The organism is Pseudomonas sp. S10E 269 (genome assembly GCF_002798465.1).
Taxonomy (GTDB): domain Bacteria; phylum Pseudomonadota; class Gammaproteobacteria; order Pseudomonadales; family Pseudomonadaceae; genus Aquipseudomonas; species Aquipseudomonas pergaminensis.
Genome location: NZ_PHIJ01000001.1, coordinates 5,518,922 through 5,534,497, shown reverse-complemented (window position 1 = coordinate 5,534,497; position 15,576 = coordinate 5,518,922). Strand labels below are relative to the sequence as shown.

The 15,576-nt window shown below is 61.6% G+C and carries 14 protein-coding genes; 8 read left to right on the top strand and 6 right to left on the bottom strand.

Annotated elements, in window-relative coordinates; translation table 11 throughout:
- Positions 1 to 6: 6 nt before the first annotated feature.
- The 4 genes from CWC48_RS25725 to CWC48_RS25710 all read right to left on the bottom strand — a co-directional run bounded on the left by CWC48_RS25725 (position 7) and on the right by CWC48_RS25710 (position 4,394).
- Positions 7 to 1,413, bottom strand: a complete 1,407-nt coding sequence (locus CWC48_RS25725) for an ABC transporter substrate-binding protein (protein WP_100490638.1) — start codon at positions 1,411 to 1,413, stop codon at positions 7 to 9.
- 121 nt (positions 1,414 to 1,534) lie between these two features.
- Positions 1,535 to 1,780, bottom strand: coding sequence for a ferredoxin family protein (locus tag CWC48_RS25720; RefSeq protein WP_028616162.1), 246 nt, complete (start codon positions 1,778 to 1,780; stop codon positions 1,535 to 1,537).
- Between the two features lie 131 nt (positions 1,781 to 1,911).
- Positions 1,912 to 3,642, bottom strand: coding sequence for a fumarate reductase/succinate dehydrogenase flavoprotein subunit (locus tag CWC48_RS25715; protein WP_100490637.1), 1,731 nt, complete (start codon positions 3,640 to 3,642; stop codon positions 1,912 to 1,914).
- Positions 3,639 to 4,394, bottom strand: coding sequence for a GntR family transcriptional regulator (locus CWC48_RS25710; RefSeq protein ID WP_078048480.1), 756 nt, complete (start codon positions 4,392 to 4,394; stop codon positions 3,639 to 3,641). Before CWC48_RS25710 ends, CWC48_RS25715 begins: the two co-directional genes overlap by 4 nt.
- 184 nt (positions 4,395 to 4,578) lie before the next feature.
- On the opposite strand from CWC48_RS25710, the gene CWC48_RS25705 reads away from it, so the two are divergent.
- Positions 4,579 to 5,436 carry an SDR family oxidoreductase gene (locus tag CWC48_RS25705; RefSeq protein ID WP_078048481.1) on the top strand — a complete coding sequence of 286 codons (858 nt, stop codon included), beginning with the start codon at positions 4,579 to 4,581 and terminating at the stop codon, positions 5,434 to 5,436.
- 181 nt (positions 5,437 to 5,617) lie between these two features.
- Here the strand turns inward: CWC48_RS25705 and xerC are convergent, their stop codons facing one another.
- Both xerC and CWC48_RS25695 read right to left on the bottom strand, forming a co-directional pair.
- On the bottom strand, positions 5,618 to 6,532 hold the full coding sequence (gene xerC, locus CWC48_RS25700; protein ID WP_078048482.1) for a tyrosine recombinase XerC: 915 nt from the start codon (positions 6,530 to 6,532) through the stop codon (positions 5,618 to 5,620).
- A gap of 108 nt (positions 6,533 to 6,640) precedes the next feature.
- Entirely contained in the window at positions 6,641 to 7,465 is an 825-nt protein-coding gene (locus CWC48_RS25695) for a M949_RS01915 family surface polysaccharide biosynthesis protein (RefSeq protein ID WP_100490636.1), read from the bottom strand.
- 412 nt (positions 7,466 to 7,877) lie between these two features.
- Here CWC48_RS25695 and arnC point away from each other — a divergent pair, with 412 nt between their 5' ends.
- Genes arnC through CWC48_RS25660 form a run of 7 tightly spaced genes read left to right on the top strand, consistent with a single transcriptional unit; the run spans position 7,878 to position 15,575 of the window.
- Complete coding sequence (gene arnC / locus CWC48_RS25690; protein ID WP_061436935.1) at positions 7,878 to 8,903, top strand: undecaprenyl-phosphate 4-deoxy-4-formamido-L-arabinose transferase; 1,026 nt, start codon at positions 7,878 to 7,880, stop codon at positions 8,901 to 8,903.
- 2 nt (positions 8,904 to 8,905) lie between these two features.
- Positions 8,906 to 10,897: a bifunctional UDP-4-amino-4-deoxy-L-arabinose formyltransferase/UDP-glucuronic acid oxidase ArnA gene (gene arnA / locus CWC48_RS25685; protein WP_078048484.1), complete on the top strand. Its 1,992-nt coding sequence runs from the start codon at positions 8,906 to 8,908 to the stop codon at positions 10,895 to 10,897.
- Complete coding sequence (gene arnD / locus CWC48_RS25680) at positions 10,897 to 11,781, top strand: 4-deoxy-4-formamido-L-arabinose-phosphoundecaprenol deformylase (RefSeq protein ID WP_100490635.1); 885 nt, start codon at positions 10,897 to 10,899, stop codon at positions 11,779 to 11,781. Before arnA ends, arnD begins: the two co-directional genes overlap by 1 nt.
- Positions 11,778 to 13,433, top strand: a complete 1,656-nt coding sequence (gene arnT / locus CWC48_RS25675) for a lipid IV(A) 4-amino-4-deoxy-L-arabinosyltransferase (protein ID WP_100490634.1) — start codon at positions 11,778 to 11,780, stop codon at positions 13,431 to 13,433. Before arnD ends, arnT begins: the two co-directional genes overlap by 4 nt.
- Positions 13,430 to 13,777 carry a 4-amino-4-deoxy-L-arabinose-phosphoundecaprenol flippase subunit ArnE gene (gene arnE / locus CWC48_RS25670; RefSeq protein ID WP_078048487.1) on the top strand — a complete coding sequence of 116 codons (348 nt, stop codon included), beginning with the start codon at positions 13,430 to 13,432 and terminating at the stop codon, positions 13,775 to 13,777. Before arnT ends, arnE begins: the two co-directional genes overlap by 4 nt.
- Positions 13,774 to 14,187, top strand: a complete 414-nt coding sequence (gene arnF, locus CWC48_RS25665) for a 4-amino-4-deoxy-L-arabinose-phosphoundecaprenol flippase subunit ArnF (RefSeq protein WP_099492070.1) — start codon at positions 13,774 to 13,776, stop codon at positions 14,185 to 14,187. Before arnE ends, arnF begins: the two co-directional genes overlap by 4 nt.
- The gene (locus CWC48_RS25660) at positions 14,184 to 15,575 is read left to right on the top strand and encodes a UDP-glucose/GDP-mannose dehydrogenase family protein (protein ID WP_078048489.1); all 1,392 of its coding nucleotides are present in this window, start codon (positions 14,184 to 14,186) and stop codon (positions 15,573 to 15,575) included. The genes arnF and CWC48_RS25660 overlap by 4 nt, the downstream gene beginning before the upstream one ends.
- Position 15,576: the final 1 nt, after the last annotated feature.

Genomic DNA, 15,576 nt, shown 5'->3' with positions numbered 1-15,576 from the left:
TTCCTCTCAGCGACCGACCACGGCCTGCGCTCCGGCCGTGGTGAAATCAAACACCTTGCCGCCCTGGGCATCCGCGAACTGCTGCGCCTGGCCCTTGAGCAGGAATGCACTCAACGCGCCTTGGCGGTCACTGGCAAACCACGCCTGGTTGGCGAGCAGCTTGATGCCGCTGTCTTCGGCCTGGGCGTAGACGGCACGCACGTCCTTGCCGTCTTTTTTCAAACGGGCCAATGCACTGAACGCGGATTCGGCAGACGCGTAGTCACGCACCTTGGGCTCGCCTTTCACCCAGATTTGTGCCACGTGTTTCCAGTCGGTGATGGGCTTGCCGGTCAAGGCGTCGTTGGCCGTGAGCGGGGCCTGGGCGTAATTGCCGAGCTGCGCCTGGTAGTCCAGGCCGGACGCCTTGAAGGCAGCGCGGATGTACTGGTCATCGATAAAGGTAGTGAGGTCGAGGCCACGGTCGGCTTTTTTCAGCAGCTTGAGGGTGTCGATGGCGGTGCCGACAGCCTGGCGGTATTCCGGCTTCCAGCTCAGGTCACGGGTTTGCACGCCAAGCGGGCCGTGGAACAGGTAGTTGACCTCGGCTTCGACGCCGGTGACTTTTTCGATCAGTTCGCTGTATTTCTCCGGTTCCGCCGCCAGCAACTGGTTGGCTTCGATAGTCGCACGCAGGTAGGCGACGACCACTTCCGGGTACTGGCGGGCGTAGCTTTCATCCACCAGCGCGCCGTGGAAGGTCGGGGTGTTGGACTGCGAACCGTCATAGATCTTGCGGGCGAAACCCCGGTTGGGGAACAACTCGGCAAACGGCACGAAGTCGGCATGCGCCTCGATCTTGTTGGCTTGCAGCGCCGAACCCGCCACTTCGGGCGCCTGGGCGATGATGTTCACATCCGTGAGTGGGTCCCAGCCTTGCGCCGCGACCGCCCGCAACAGCATGCCGTGGGCGGTGGACGCGAACGGCACCGAAATGGTCTTGCCCTTCAGGTCGGCCAACGACTGGGCGCTGGACTCGGTCGGCACCACAATGCCGTTGCCACTGCCTTTGATATTGCCCGACAGCACGCTGATAAACAGGCTGTGCTTGCCAGCGCCCTCAAACGCCACGCCGTTGAAGGCGCCGGGGAAGTCGGCCATGGCGCCGAAGTCGAGCTTGCCGGCCACCATTTCGTTGGTCAGCGGTGCGCCACTGGTGAAATTTTTCCACTGGATGTCGTAGGTGGCGTCCTTGTACTTGCCGTCATGGGGCAAGTACTTGTCCAGCAGGCCCAGCTCGCGGATCAGCAAGCCGCCAGCGGCGCAGTTGATGGTGGTGTCCTGGGTGCCGATGGCGACCCGGATGGTCTGTGCCTGTACCGACAGGCTCAAGGAAGCCAGCACCAGGCCGGCCAAAGTTGCGCGCAAGAACATTGGGTGTTTCCCCTCGAATCATGGTTATAGGCATCGTCTCCGCCGCGATCTGGCGCGGTGGGAAACGAGGGGGGTACGGCTTTGGCGTCCGGTGTTGGCGGATGGCTTGGAGTCGAAACGCTCAGCGCAGCAGGTACGGGATCTCGACCTTCACCGCGCCTGTGGGGCAATCCTTTTCACACGGCATGCAGTACCAGCATTCGTCGAACGCCATATACGCCTTCTGTGTTGCGGGATTGATCGCCAGCAGGTCCATCGGGCAGACGTCGACGCACACCGTGCAGCCTTTTTCGGCAATGCACTTGTCTTCGTCGATCGTCACCGGCGCGTTGGAGCGAAAAAATATTTCCTGGGGTTGGTAGGCCATTTCACGGTGTCCTTAGCACTTTGTGGTTGTGCTGATTGTTGTGGTGAGCGGGCTTCTGTGGTGAGTGGGCTTGCCCTGCTCACCACAGAAGCCCGCTCACCACAGAAAGCCCGTTCACCAGAGATTGAGCTTCAGGCCGCATCAGCCCCCACGCGCAGGCGGTCGTAGGCTTGCATTTCTTCGGCGTCCAACGGAATGACGTAGGGCTCCACGGGTTTCTTGAAGCTGACCATCTGCCCGTCATCGCCCTTTTTCAGGTGGCAATGGCAGAACCAGTCGGCGTCATTGCGCAGCGGGTGATCGACGCGATGGTGGTACAGGCCCCAGCGGCTCTCTGCGCGGAACAGCGAAGCGCGGCCGGCCATTTCGGCGCAGTCGCGGATCACGCTGGTTTCCATGGCGCGCATCAGTTCGTGGGGGTTGTGGGCTTTCATCTGGTCGAGGTCGCGCTGGATATCGCTGAAGCGCTGCAGGCCGATTTCCATCTTGCGGGTGACCTTGGGCGGCTGCAGATAATCGTTCACGAAACGCCGCAGCTTGTACTCGACCTGCGCCGGCGGCAGGCCGGTTTCGCGGTCCAGCGGCGCGTAGACGCGGGCCTGTTCTGCGGCGACTTGCTCGGTGTTTACCGCGCTGAATTCTTTCTCCACCACATACTGGGCGGCGTTGGTACCGGCAAACCAACCGTAGGTAAACGCGCCCAGCATGTAGTTATGCGGCACCGCCGCCATGTCGCCGGCCGAATACAGGCCTTTCACCGAGGTTTCGGCACGCTCGTTCACCCACACGCCGGAGGCCGAATGCCCGCTGCAAAAGCCGATCTCGGAGATGTGCATCTCGACCATGTCGCTACGGTAATCGGTGCCCCGGTTGGCGTGGAACTGGCCACGGCTCGGGCGCTCGTTGCTGTGCAGGATGGTTTCGATGTTCTGGATGGTTTCCTCGGCCAGGTGGTCGAGCTTGAGAAACACCGGGCCATTGCCGCTTTCGAGTTCCTGGTGGAACTCCCACATCATCTGGCCGCTCCAGTAGTCGCACTCGATAAAGCGCTCACCCTTGTTATTGGCGGTGTAGCCACCCAGCGGGCCCGTCACGTAGGCGCAGGCCGGGCCGTTGTAATCCTTGATCAACGGGTTGATCTGGAAGCACTCCAGGTTCGCCAATTCGGCGCCCGCGTGGTAAGCCATGGCATAGCCGTCACCGGCATTGGTAGGGTTTTCATAGGTGCCCATCAGGTAGCCCGACGACGGCAAGCCCAGTCGGCCCGCCGCGCCGCAGCACAGAATCACGGCCTTGGCCTTGATCACCTGGAAGTCGGCGGTGCGACAATCAAAGCCCATCACGCCGTTGACGGCGCCTTCGCTGTCAGTCAGCAAGCGCGTGCACACCAAGCGGTTGGTGATGGCCACCCGGGCACGCTTGAGCTGGCGGTACAGCACTTTCTTGATGTCATGGCCCTCGGGCATCGGCAGCACGTAGGCGCCCATGTGGTGAACCTTTTTCACCGCGTAGTCGCCGGTCTCGTCCTTTTCGAACTTCACCCCCCAGCGGTCCAACTGCTCGATAGTCTCGTAACTGTGGGTGGCATAGGCGTACACCGCTGCCTGGTTGACGATACCGTCGTTGGCGATGGTGATTTCCTTGGTGTATTGCTCAGGCGTCGAGTGACCGGGGATGATCGCGTTGTTCAGCCCGTCCATGCCCATGCTGATCGCACCGCTGCGCTTGACGTTGGCCTTGTCCACCAGCAACACACGCAGCGCCGGGTTGGCTTCCTTGGCCTTGATCGCCGCCATCGGCCCGGCTGTGCCGCCGCCGATCACTACGATGTCGTATTCCAGCTCCAGGGTTGTGCGGCTCACGGGCGGCTTCCTCGTTCACGGTCGATGCGCAGGCGATACTGGAAGGCGTCGCCACGGTAATACAGGTGTTCAAAGTCCACCGGCTGGCCGTCGGCGGTATGGGTCAGGCGCTCGATGTGCATGATCGGCGAGCCCGGTTCCACGTTCAGCGCCTGGGTCAGGTCGCTGTCGGCCAGCACGGCGTCGATGGCCACATCCGCATGCCCCAAGTGCAGGCCGCAGTCGTTTTCCAGGATCAGGAAGATGTCGCGGGTGACCAGGTCAGCCTTTTCCAGGCGCTCGCCGAGGGGTTGCGGCAGGTAGGTGATTTCCAGCGACACCGGCTCTCGGTTGATCAAGCGCACCCGCTTGATCTGCGCAACCACGGTGCCCTCCTCCACGCCCAGGCGCTCGGCCACCTGCTTGTCGGCCGGCACGAAACGAAAACTGCGCAAGCGGTTGATCACTTCATAACCGCGCTCGGTCATCGACTCGGCCAACCCCTGCAAGGTGCTGACGTTCTGGTAGGCCTTGGGCTTGGACACAAACGTGCCTTTGCCATGAATCTTGTAGATCAAGCCCTCTTTCTGCAGGTCGCCCAATGCCTGGCGCACGGTGATGCGGCTGACCTTGAAGCGCACGCCCAACTCGCTTTCTGAGGGCATTTGGGTGTTGGGCGCATATTCGCCGTCGAGTATGCGACTGCGCAACAGGTCGCGCAGTTGGGCATGCAGGGGAATGCTGGACAGTGGAGAGAGGCTGGAATCGTTCATCAAGGTCACTTGTCATAACGAGTTATGACGTGATCTTAAGAAGTCTAATGGCGGCAGCGGAAATACCGTTTATGCATAAGCTTAAAGCCAACCACTCGTCGGGCTTCGGCGGCATCCGTTACAACTATCGCCCGGCATGTAACTACTAACCCCATAGCCCCTTTGCACTGCTATGGAGATTGATATGACTGACTATCCTCGCCCGCCCTTCGCCCCTCAAGCCCAAGCTGTTCCAGGTGCGCAGAAAAAAATGGACCCGTACCCCGACTGCGGCGAGAAAAGCTACAAGGGCTCCGGCCGGCTCGCCAACAAGATCGCGCTGATCACCGGCGCCGACAGCGGCATCGGGCGCGCGGTGGCTATCGCCTTTGCCCGTGAAGGCGCCGACGTGGCCATCGCTTATCTGGACGAGCATGAAGACGCCCAGGAAACCGCACGCTGGGTCGAAGAGGCCGGTCGCCAATGCCTGTTGCTGCCCGGTGACATTGCGCAGAAAAGCGTGTGCCAGTCGTTGGTGGATAAAACCGTCGAGCAGTTCGGCCGCATCGACGTGCTGGTGAACAACGCCGCGTTCCAGATGACCCACGAGTCCCTTGAGGACATCGAGGACGAGGAATGGGTGAAGACCTTCGATATCAACATCACGGCGATGTTTCGTATCTGCAAGGCGGCCTTGCCACATATGAAGGCCGGCAGTTCGATCATCAACACCAGCTCGGTCAACTCCGACATGCCCAAGCCGACGCTGCTGGCCTATGCCGCCACCAAGGGCGCGATCGCCAACTTCACCGGTGGCTTGGCGCAGTTGCTCGGTAGCAAAGGGATTCGGGTCAACAGTGTGGCACCGGGGCCGATCTGGACGCCGCTGATTGTGGCAACCATGCCGGATGAGGACGTGCAGAGCTTCGGCAGCGAAACCCCGCTGGGGCGTCCGGGCCAACCGGTGGAAGTGGCGCCGATCTATGTGCTGTTGGCCTCGGATGAAGCCAGCTACATCTCGGGTTCGCGATATGCGGTGACTGGCGGCAAGCCGATCCTCTAATCCTTGCCCCCCCCTGAAGGAGCAGACTTGCCTGTGAAGGCGGCTGCCCTCTAACTGCAAGTGCGCGATCCAAATGTGGGAGCTGGCTTGCCGGCGATTGCATCACCTCGGTACAACTGAGCTATCGAGGTCGCTGCATCGCGGGCAAGCCCGGCTCTCACAGGGATTGTGTTGGCCAATCCTACAGATCGAACCGATCCACCGCCCGGCGCCGCTCATTGTCGTCGCGCACGTCATAGCTGGCGGTGGTCTGGATATTGGTGTGATGTGCCAGTTTCTGCGCGATCGACAGGTCATGCTCCTCGATCACCCGCGTGATAAACGAACGGCGAAAGTCATGGGGCATGATCTTCACGCCCACCTGCTCACCGCGCTGGCGGGCGATGTAGTAGATCGCATGCTTGGTGATGCGCTCGCGGGTAATGTGGCTGCCGCGGCGGATGCGGTTGAACAGGAAGCTGTCATCCACCTCGCCTTCCTTGAGTTGCTCGCGCCGAAACGCCAGCCACGCCTGCAGCTTGGCGAACGCCCAGTCCGGCGCGTATTTGATCAGCTCCTTGTTGCCCTTGCCGATCACCCGCAAGCTGCGCTCTTCGAAATTGATCTGCGCCAGGTCGAGGTTGACCGACTCCGACTTGCGCATGCCCGAGCCGTAGAGAATGCCGATCACCGCCGCGTCCCGCAGGCCCTGGGGCCGTGGGTCAGCGGCGCAGACTTCCATCATTTCGCGGATCAAGCTGCGTCGCAGGTTGCGGCCCTGGCCCAGGCGGGTGCCCGGCGCAGCCTTGACGGTGCGCATGCGCAACAGGTGTTCCTGGCTGATCAGGTTCAGGCGCCAGGCTTCGTTCATCACCCCACGCACGGCATTCACGTACAGCGAAGAGGTGTTCGGCGCATAGCCGTCCTCGCGCAAGGCGGCGACCAGGGCGATCACGTGTTCGGGTTGCAGCAGGTGCCAGTCGATGTCTTCGAGGTTGATATCTTCAAAGCCCAGGCGGTCGGCCGCATCTTGCAGCACGTAGCGCATGGTCAGCTGGCTGGAGGGCGCCAGGCGGGTGAGGTACAGGGTCAGCGGGTTGCGGATAGACTCAGTCAAGGTAGATCAGCCTTTGGATTAAATAACTCGAACAAGCCTTTGTTTAATCGAGCTATTTAGTGAATTGGCGAAGGTCGAGTCTACCCCAGGACCGGCCCTCGCACAAAATCATGGGGCCGTGTCGTCTTCATCGGTGGGCTCTTGTGGCTGGACCTGGGTCTGGCTCCACTCGCTGTCCTGCTTCTGCATCAGCGCGAACCAGTGCTGGCGCATGAACGTCAGGTACGCGTCCGGCGCCTTCGCAAAGTCCTTCTCGTCCCCATAACAGCCTGGCAGCGGCAACTCGGTGCCCTGCTCCTTGTACTGGCTGACCAGCGCCTGTTGGCCGGCCACGCTGCAATCCTTGGGCAGTGGCATGCCGCGCAAGGCGCCGGCCTCTTCGTCCCACCAGGCCGCGCCGAACCGGTCGACCCCGCGCAGACGGTACTTCTGCGATTTGCCGACATGCATGATCAGCTTGAATTCATTAGGACTGACATCGCTGGTGCAGGTCCGCGAATAGCCCACGGTAGCCTGGGTGATGCCATCGCCGGCGAGGTCAGTGACCTTGGTCGCAGCCCTGTCAAAACGCAGCGCGGCGTCGAATTCGCAATGCTGCACGTCGTCGTAGAGCATCCACACGCGTTTGGGGCGGTTGCCGTCGATCAGGTATTGCGCCGCATACACGAATGCCGATTGGGTGCCGTCGTCGTCGCGTTCGCTGACTTGCTCGGCGAGCACCAGCAGGTTCTTGCCTTGCTTGTCGTCCCAGGTGTAGGCCGCGATCTGCTTGCCGCGCACTTCCACACCGTCCGGCACCTGGTCGATGCTGGTCAGCGCCACGCCGTCATCGGCCTGGGCCGTCGTGACACACGCCACACTCATCAACAACCCCATCAACGATCCCATCAAAGCAGGCCGCAACTGGCCGCGTAAAAGCTGCACGCTATTCATCCGATCACCCTGGCAAGAGACGGCTTACTTTACCGGCACTTGGGGCGCATTGCAGAGAAGATTCTTCACTAAAATTCGATGGCTCGGCGCGTACGCCCAAGTTGAACCAAATGCCCGGCAGACCGTTCCTATTTCGCTGGCCAACTAAAGTTCGCAGCCCGTTAGTTGCCTAGCTGAACCCTAGCTGTCTACCTGTCAAATAAACGAGTTTTTCATCTGCCTTTCATATCGGTTCCACATTTTTGCGCTTAATCTTGAACACAGCACTTCATAGCAAACCGCGCTATATCGTCTAACCTCTTGATTACGCTTCATCTTTGTCGCCGTTCTTTAACCTGCGGCCTGGACTTTTGCCCAATGATTGCTGCTGTTGCCACGCTCCAAGTTGCTCTAACCCCGAGGTCATGAATCTTTGAAACCCTACCCTATTCATTGTGTGTCGATCGTCATCCCGGTCTACAACGAACAAGAGAGCCTGCCTGAATTGCTGCGTCGTACGACGGCAGCCTGCAAGCAACTGGCCTACGAATACGAAATCATCCTGGTGGATGACGGTAGCCGCGACAATTCGGCCCAATTGCTGGAAGACGCCGCCGCTGAAGACGGCAGCAACGTGGTGGCGGTTATCCTCAACCGCAACTATGGCCAGCATGCGGCGATCATGGCCGGTTTCGAACAGTGCCGTGGTGAAGTGGTGATCACCCTTGACGCCGACCTGCAGAACCCGCCGGAAGAAATCCCGCGCCTGGTCGAGCAAGCTGCCCTGGGCTACGACGTGGTTGCCACCGTGCGCAACAATCGCCAGGACTCGGCCTTTCGCCGCTGGCCTTCGCGCCTGATCAACCTCGCCGTGCAACGCTCCACCGGCGTGGCCATGACCGACTACGGCTGCATGCTGCGCGCCTACCGCCGCACCATCGTCGACGCGATGCTCGCCTGCCGCGAACGCAGCACCTTTATCCCGATCCTGGCCAATGGCTTCGCCCGTCACACCACCGAGATCCTGGTGCACCACGCCGAGCGTGAACACGGCGAATCCAAATACAGCGCCATGCGCCTGATCAGCCTGATGTTCGACCTGCTGACCTGCATGACCACCACCCCGCTGCGCCTGCTGTCCATCGTCGGTTTCAGCCTGGCGGCGCTGGGCATGCTGTTCGCCCTGGCGTTGATCGTCATGCGCCTGGCCTTTGGTGCCGACTGGGCGGGCGATGGCTTGTTCGTGCTGTTCGCGGTGCTGTTCGTGTTCACCGGTGGCCAGTTCATCGGCATGGGGCTGCTGGGGGAATACCTGGGCCGCATGTACAGCGACGTGCGTGCCCGCCCGCGCTTCTTTATCGAAAAAGTGCTGCGCAACCAACCGGCAGCACCGGCTCCCGTGGTCGTCGTCGACGGCCTGGTGTCCTCCCATACCTCTACTTCTGCTGATCAGGTCTAAACATGAGTTCAAAAGCTGTTGTATTCGCGTATCACGATATTGGTTGTGCAGGCATCGAAGCGCTGCTCAATACCGGTTACGAAATTGCTGCTGTATTCACCCATGCCGATGACCCGAAGGAAAACAACTTCTACGGTTCCGTGGCCCAACTGTGCGCGCGCAACGGTATTGCGGTACACGCCCCGGAAGACGCCAACCACCCGCTGTGGATCGAGCGCATCGCCAAGCTGAGCCCGGACTACATTTTCTCGTTCTACTACCGCAACCTGCTGAGCGAGCCACTGCTGGCCACCGCGCGCAAAGGCGCGTTCAACCTGCATGGCTCGTTGCTGCCTAAATACCGTGGTCGCGCACCGGCCAACTGGGTACTGGTCAACGGCGAAACCGAAACCGGCGTGACCCTGCACCGCATGGTCAAGCGCGCGGATGCCGGCGCGATCCTGGCCCAACAGAAAGTCATCATCGAACGCAGCGACACCGGCCTGACCCTGCACGCCAAACTGCGCGACGCCGCCAGCAACCTGCTGCGCGATGCCCTGCCGCAATTGGCCCAAGGCAAACTGGCGGAAACTGCCCAAGACGAAAGCCAGGCCACCTACTTCGGGCGCCGCACCGCTGCCGACGGCAAGCTGGAGTGGAAGAAACCCGCTGAAGAACTGTTCAACCTGGTGCGCGCCGTGACCCAACCCTACCCGGGTGCCTTCTGCGCCGTGGGCGAGCACAAGCTGATCGTGTGGCAAGCCGACGTGGTCAAGGGCAACGAAGGCCTGGCGCCGGGCCGTGTGATCAGCGTCAACCCGCTGCGCATCGCCTGCGGTGAAGACTCCCTGGTGATCAAGTCCGGCCAGCGCAACGACAACGGCCTGTACCTGGCCGGCCCGTCCCTGGCCAACGAGCTGGGCCTGGTCGACGGTTCCGTGCTGCGCGGCGCCGAGTCCGGGCGCAAGCCACGCCGTACCCGCGTGCTGATCCTCGGCGTGAACGGCTTTATCGGTAACCACCTGTCCGAACGCCTGCTGCGTGACGACCGCTACGAAGTCTACGGCCTGGACATCGGCTCCGACGCCATCGAGCGCCTGCGCAGCCACCCCAACTTCCATTACGTGGAAGGCGACATCAGCATCCACACCGAGTGGATCGAATACCACATCAAGAAGTGCGACGTGGTCCTGCCGCTGGTGGCCATTGCCACGCCGATCGAATACACCCGTAACCCGCTGCGCGTGTTCGAGCTGGACTTCGAGGAAAACCTCAAGCTGGTGCGCTACTGCGTCAAGTACAACAAGCGCGTGATCTTCCCGTCGACCTCCGAGGTCTATGGCATGTGCCAGGACCAGTACTTCGACGAAGACACCTCCAACCTGGTCGTCGGCCCGGTCAACAAGCAGCGTTGGATCTACTCCGTCTCCAAGCAACTGCTGGACCGCGTGATCTGGGCCTACGGCGCCAAGGGCCTGAACTTCACCCTGTTCCGTCCGTTCAACTGGATGGGCCCGCGCCTGGACCGCCTGGACTCGGCACGTATCGGCAGTTCCCGCGCCATCACCCAGCTGATCCTGAACCTGGTGGAAGGCACGCCGATCCGCCTGTTCGACGGCGGCGAGCAGAAGCGTTGCTTCACTGACATCGCCGACGGCATCGAAGCCCTGGCGCGCATCATTGATAACGACAATGACGCGTGCAACGGCCAGATCATCAACATCGGCAACCCGGAAAACGAAGCCAGCATCCGCCAGTTGGGCGAAGAGTTGCTGCGTCAGTTCGAAGCGCATCCGCTGCGCGGCAACTTCCCGCCATTCGCCGGTTTCCGCGACGTGGAAAGCAAGGCGTTCTACGGCACCGGTTACCAGGACGTGGCGCACCGCAAGCCAAGCATCGAAAACGCCAAGCGCCTGCTGAACTGGGAGCCGACCGTGGAAATGAGCGAAACCATCGGCAACACGCTCGACTTCTTCCTGCGCGAAGCCATGCTTGAAATAGCGGATAAGAAGTAATGCAGGCAGGTCTTCGCATCGACGTCGATACCTACCGCGGCACCCGTGAAGGTGTGCCACGGTTGCTCGAGTCTCTGGATGAAGCAGGGGTGAAGGCGACGTTCTTCTTCAGCGTCGGGCCGGACAACATGGGGCGCCACTTGTGGCGCCTGATCCGCCCGCAGTTCCTGTGGAAGATGCTGCGTTCCAACGCTGTGGGCCTGTATGGCCTGGATATCCTGCTGGCGGGCACCGCCTGGCCGGGCAAGCCGATCGGCCGCGACCTGGGGCACTTGATGCGCCAGGCCAAGGCGGCCGGGCATGAAGTCGGCCTGCACGCCTGGGATCACCATGGCTGGCAAGCCAACACCGGGCGTTGGAGCGAAGCGCAGCTGGTCGAGCAGATTCGACGCGGCGTGGAGACCTTGAGCGACATCCTTGGCGAACGTATCGACTGTTCAGCGGCCGCCGGTTGGCGCGCCGATGAACGCGTGGTGCACGCCAAGCAAGGCTTCAATTTTCGCTACAACAGCGATTGCCGGGGCACCAGCCTGTTTCGTCCAACCCTGGCCGATGGCAGCGCGGGCACCCCACAGATTCCGGTGGACCTGCCGACCTTCGACGAAGTCGTCGGGCCGGTGGTGGCTGCCAAAGACTTCAATGGTTTCATCCTCGACCGCTTTGGCGCGTCGAAGCTCAACGTCTACACGATCCACGCAGAAGTAGAAGGGATTCTGATGGCCAATGATTTTCGCCAGTTGCTTGCCCAGGCAGGGCAGCGCGGCATTGACTTCAAACCCCTGGGCGAGTTGTTGCCCGCCGACCTCACCACCCTGCCCCAGCAACACCTGGTGCGCGGCGCCTTGCCTGGGCGTGAGGGTTGGCTCGGAGTGCAACAGGCATGATCCGCCGTTGGGCCTTGCCCCTGCTCCTGTTGGCGTTTGGCGTGTTCTACCTGCTGCCGTTGGCCACCCACGGCCTGTGGATCCCGGATGAAACCCGTTACGCGCAGATCAGCCAGGAAATGCTGCTGACCGGCAAGTGGGCGTCGCCGCACTTCATGGGCATCCGCTACTTTGAGAAACCCACAGCGGGCTACTGGATGATCGCGCTGGGGCAGGCGATCTTCGGGCAGAACCTGTTCGGTGTGCGGTTTGCGTCGGCGTTGAGCACCGGTTTGAGTATCCTGTTGGTGTACTTGGTGTCGCGCCGGCTCTGGAATGACCCGCAGAAAAGCCTGATCAGCACCGTGCTGTACATGAGCTTTGTCAGCGTCGCGGCCCTGGGTGGCTATGCCAACCTCGACCCGCAATTCACTTTCTGGGTCAACCTGACCGGCGTGGCCCTGTGGTTTTGCTTTGACAGCACCACCCGTAATGGACGGCTCGGCGCCTGGGCGCTGTTGGGGTTTGCTTGCGGCATGGGCTTCATGACCAAGGGGTTCCTGGCCTGGCTGCTGCCGGTGTTGATCGCCCTGCCCTACGCCATTTGGCAAAAGCGCTTTCGTGAATTACTCGGTTACGGCGTCGTCGCGGTGGTCGTGGCAATCGTCGTGAGCTTGCCATGGGCGCTGGCTGTGCACCTGCAAGAGCCCGACTACTGGAACTTCTTCTTCTGGCACGAGCACATTCAGCGCTTTGCCGGCGACGATGCCCAGCACGCCGAGCCGTTCTGGTATTACCTGCCGCTGCTGGTCGCGTTCTGCCTGCCGTGGGTGGCGCTGTTGCCGTCCACCTTCAAACAGGCCTGGCAGGACAAACGCAGTGCAAAAATCGGCTTTGTGTTGCTGTGGCTGCTGATGCCGCTGGCGTTTTTCAGCCTGGCCAAGGGCAAGCTGCCCTCCTACATCATGCCGTGCCTGTTGCCGCTGGCCGTGCTGATGGGCCATACCCTGGCCGACAAACTGGCCCAGGGCCGCTACCGCGCATTGCGTATCAACGGCTGGCTGAACCTGGTCATTGGCGTAGTGGTGCTGCTGGCGCTGAGCTGGTTCCAACTGAAGAAGCCGGTGTATGAGCATGGGCAGGAAACCTTCAGCCTGGTGCTGGTGTTCACCTTCCTGTTCGGCTGGATCCTGGTCAACCTGCTGCAAGCTGCCCAGCCGTTGCGCCTATGGGCGGCGCCGATCCTCGGCAGTTGGCTGATGGTCGCGTTGCTGCCGGCCGCCTTGCCGCACTCGGTGGTGTACAACAAGACGCCTGACGCATTCATCATCGACCACCTCCCCGAATTGCAACCCGCGACCGCCCTGCTCAGCAATGACCTGGGCGCGGCGTCGGCGCTGTCGTGGCGCCTGGCGCGGCCGGACGTGACGCTCTACAACACCGTCGGTGAAGTCAAATACGGCCTGGCCTACCCGGACGCCGGCCATCACAAGGTGGACACCACTCAGGTCCAGCAGTGGATGAGCGAAGCGCGTAAAAACGGTGCGGTCGGCGTGGTGATGCGGGTCAAAGGCGACGATGAAATCGCCGAAGTGGCGCTGCTGCCCACCGATGGCAAGCGCTATGAGCAAGGCAATATCGTGATCCTGATCTTCCCGCAGGTGACGCCTTGATCACCCTGCTGCTGTTATTGGCCGCGTGCCTGCTGACCTGCATGGGCCAGGTGTCGCAGAAGTTCGCCGTGGAACGCTGGCGCGACCTGCCGGATGGCTGGGCGTTGAAACTGCGCTCGCCGTGGTTGTGGTCGGCACTGGTGTGCCTGGGTCTGGGCTTGCTGGTGTGGCTACTGGTGCTGCAGCGCCTGGAGGTGGGCATTGCCTACCCCATGCTCAGCCTGAATTTCGTGCTGGTCACGCTGGTGGCGCGGTTTGTCTTTCATGAGCCCGTCGACGGCCGTCATTGGCTGGGGGTGGCGCTGGTGATCGGCGGTGTCGTGCTGCTGGGGCGCCACGTATGAGCCGGGTGCAAGGCTTTGCCCTGGCCCTGGGCAGCGTCGGCCTGGTGAGTGCCGCCCAACTGGGCATGCGCTGGAGCATGACGCGCCTGCCGCTGCCCAGTGACTGGCTGGAGGCGCTGAACCACAACAGCATCGACCTGCGCGCGTTCGGCATGGTGGCCCTGGCGATCCTGGCCTACGCGCTGTCGATGCTCTGCTGGCTCGGTGCACTCAAGCACCTGCCACTGGGCCGTGCCTATTCGCTGTTGAGCATCAGCTACGCCCTGGTGTACCTGCTGGCGGCCAGCCTGCCGGTGTTCAACGAAGCTTTTTCCGTTTCAAAAACCCTCGGGGTGGCTTTGGTCATCCTCGGTGTGCTGGTTATCAACTCTCGTCGTGCTAGCGCTACAAGTCCCAGGAATGTCCCATGAAAATCAGTGTATTTGGTAGTGGTTACGTCGGTCTGGTACAGGCCACCGTATTAGCCGAAGTCGGTCACGATGTGATCTGCATGGACGTCGATCAGAACAAGGTCAAGCTACTGCAGCAAGGCCATGTGAGCATTTTCGAGCCGGGGCTGGCGGCCATGGTGAAGGAGAACCTGGAGAGCGGGCGCCTGCACTTCACCTTTGATGAGAAACTGGCCGTTGAACACGGCGAAGTGCTGTTTATCGCCGTGGGCACGCCTTCGGATGAAGACGGTTCGGCGGACCTGAAGTACGTGCTGTCGGTGGGCGATGCCGTCGCCCGTCACCGCAAGGAGCCGGTGATCCTGGTGGAGAAGTCCACCGTGCCCGTCGGCACCGGCGACACCCTGCGCGCCCATATCGAAAAAGCCCTGCACCTGGCGGGCCGGCACCTGGAGTTCGATATCGTCTCCAACCCGGAATTCCTCAAGGAAGGCTCGGCCGTAGCCGATTGCCGCCGCCCGGACCGCATTATCATCGGCTGCGAGCGCGAAGAAGTGCGCGATGTGATGCGCGACCTGTACGCGCCGTTCAACCGCAACCATGACCGCATCATCTTCATGGACCTGCGCAGCGCCGAGCTGACCAAATACGCCGCCAACTGCATGCTGGCGACCAAGATCAGCTTTATCAACCAGATCGCCGAGTTGGCCGAGCACCTGGGGGCGGACATCGAAGCCGTACGCCTGGGCATCGGTGCCGACTCGCGCATCGGTTACCACTTTATCTACCCTGGCTGCGGCTATGGCGGTTCGTGCTTCCCCAAGGACATGCGCGCCCTGATCCACAGCGCCAAGCAGGCCAACTGCTCCAGCGACTTGCTTGAAGCGGTGGAAGCCATCAACCAGCGCCAGAAGAGCAAGCTGTTCGAACGCATCAATGCGTTCTTCAAGGGCAACCTGCGCGGCAAGACCTTTGCCTTGTGGGGCCTGGCGTTCAAGCCCAACACCGACGACATGCGCGATGCACCCAGCCGTGTGCTGATGGAGGCCTTGTGGGCCGCCGGCGCCAACGTGCGCGCCTTCGACCCGGAAGCCATGCAGGAAACCCAGCGTATCTATGGCGATGATCCACGGCTGATGCTGATGGGCACGCCGGAATCCACCCTGGGTGGCGCCGATGCACTGATCGTCTGCACCGAATGGCAACAGTTCAAGGCGCCAGACTTCGACCTGATCCACCAGCGCCTGAAAACCCCAGTGATCTTCGATGGCCGTAACCTCTACGACGGCGAACGCTTGGCGCGCAAAGGCTTCCAGTACTACCCGATCGGGCGTGGCGACTCCTGCCAGTTGCCGATTCCCCAGCAGCAGTGGGTGGCTCAAGAGGCAAAACAGGCCGTGGAAGCCTGAG

Excerpts from the sequence above, each read along its gene's own strand:
- arnT (WP_100490634.1), top strand. The coding sequence starts at position 11,778 with ATGATCCGCCGTTGGGCCTTGCCCCTGCTCCTGTTGGCGTTTGGCGTG.
- CWC48_RS25725 (WP_100490638.1), bottom strand. The coding sequence starts at position 1,413 with ATGTTCTTGCGCGCAACTTTGGCCGGCCTGGTGCTGGCTTCCTTGAGC.
- arnA (WP_078048484.1), top strand. The coding sequence starts at position 8,906 with ATGAGTTCAAAAGCTGTTGTATTCGCGTATCACGATATTGGTTGTGCA.
- CWC48_RS25695 (WP_100490636.1), bottom strand. The coding sequence starts at position 7,465 with ATGAATAGCGTGCAGCTTTTACGCGGCCAGTTGCGGCCTGCTTTGATG.
- CWC48_RS25705 (WP_078048481.1), top strand. The coding sequence starts at position 4,579 with ATGACTGACTATCCTCGCCCGCCCTTCGCCCCTCAAGCCCAAGCTGTT.
- CWC48_RS25660 (WP_078048489.1), top strand. The coding sequence starts at position 14,184 with ATGAAAATCAGTGTATTTGGTAGTGGTTACGTCGGTCTGGTACAGGCC.
- CWC48_RS25720 (WP_028616162.1), bottom strand. The coding sequence starts at position 1,780 with ATGGCCTACCAACCCCAGGAAATATTTTTTCGCTCCAACGCGCCGGTG.
- arnF (WP_099492070.1), top strand. The coding sequence starts at position 13,774 with ATGAGCCGGGTGCAAGGCTTTGCCCTGGCCCTGGGCAGCGTCGGCCTG.
- arnD (WP_100490635.1), top strand. The coding sequence starts at position 10,897 with ATGCAGGCAGGTCTTCGCATCGACGTCGATACCTACCGCGGCACCCGT.
- CWC48_RS25710 (WP_078048480.1), bottom strand. The coding sequence starts at position 4,394 with ATGAACGATTCCAGCCTCTCTCCACTGTCCAGCATTCCCCTGCATGCC.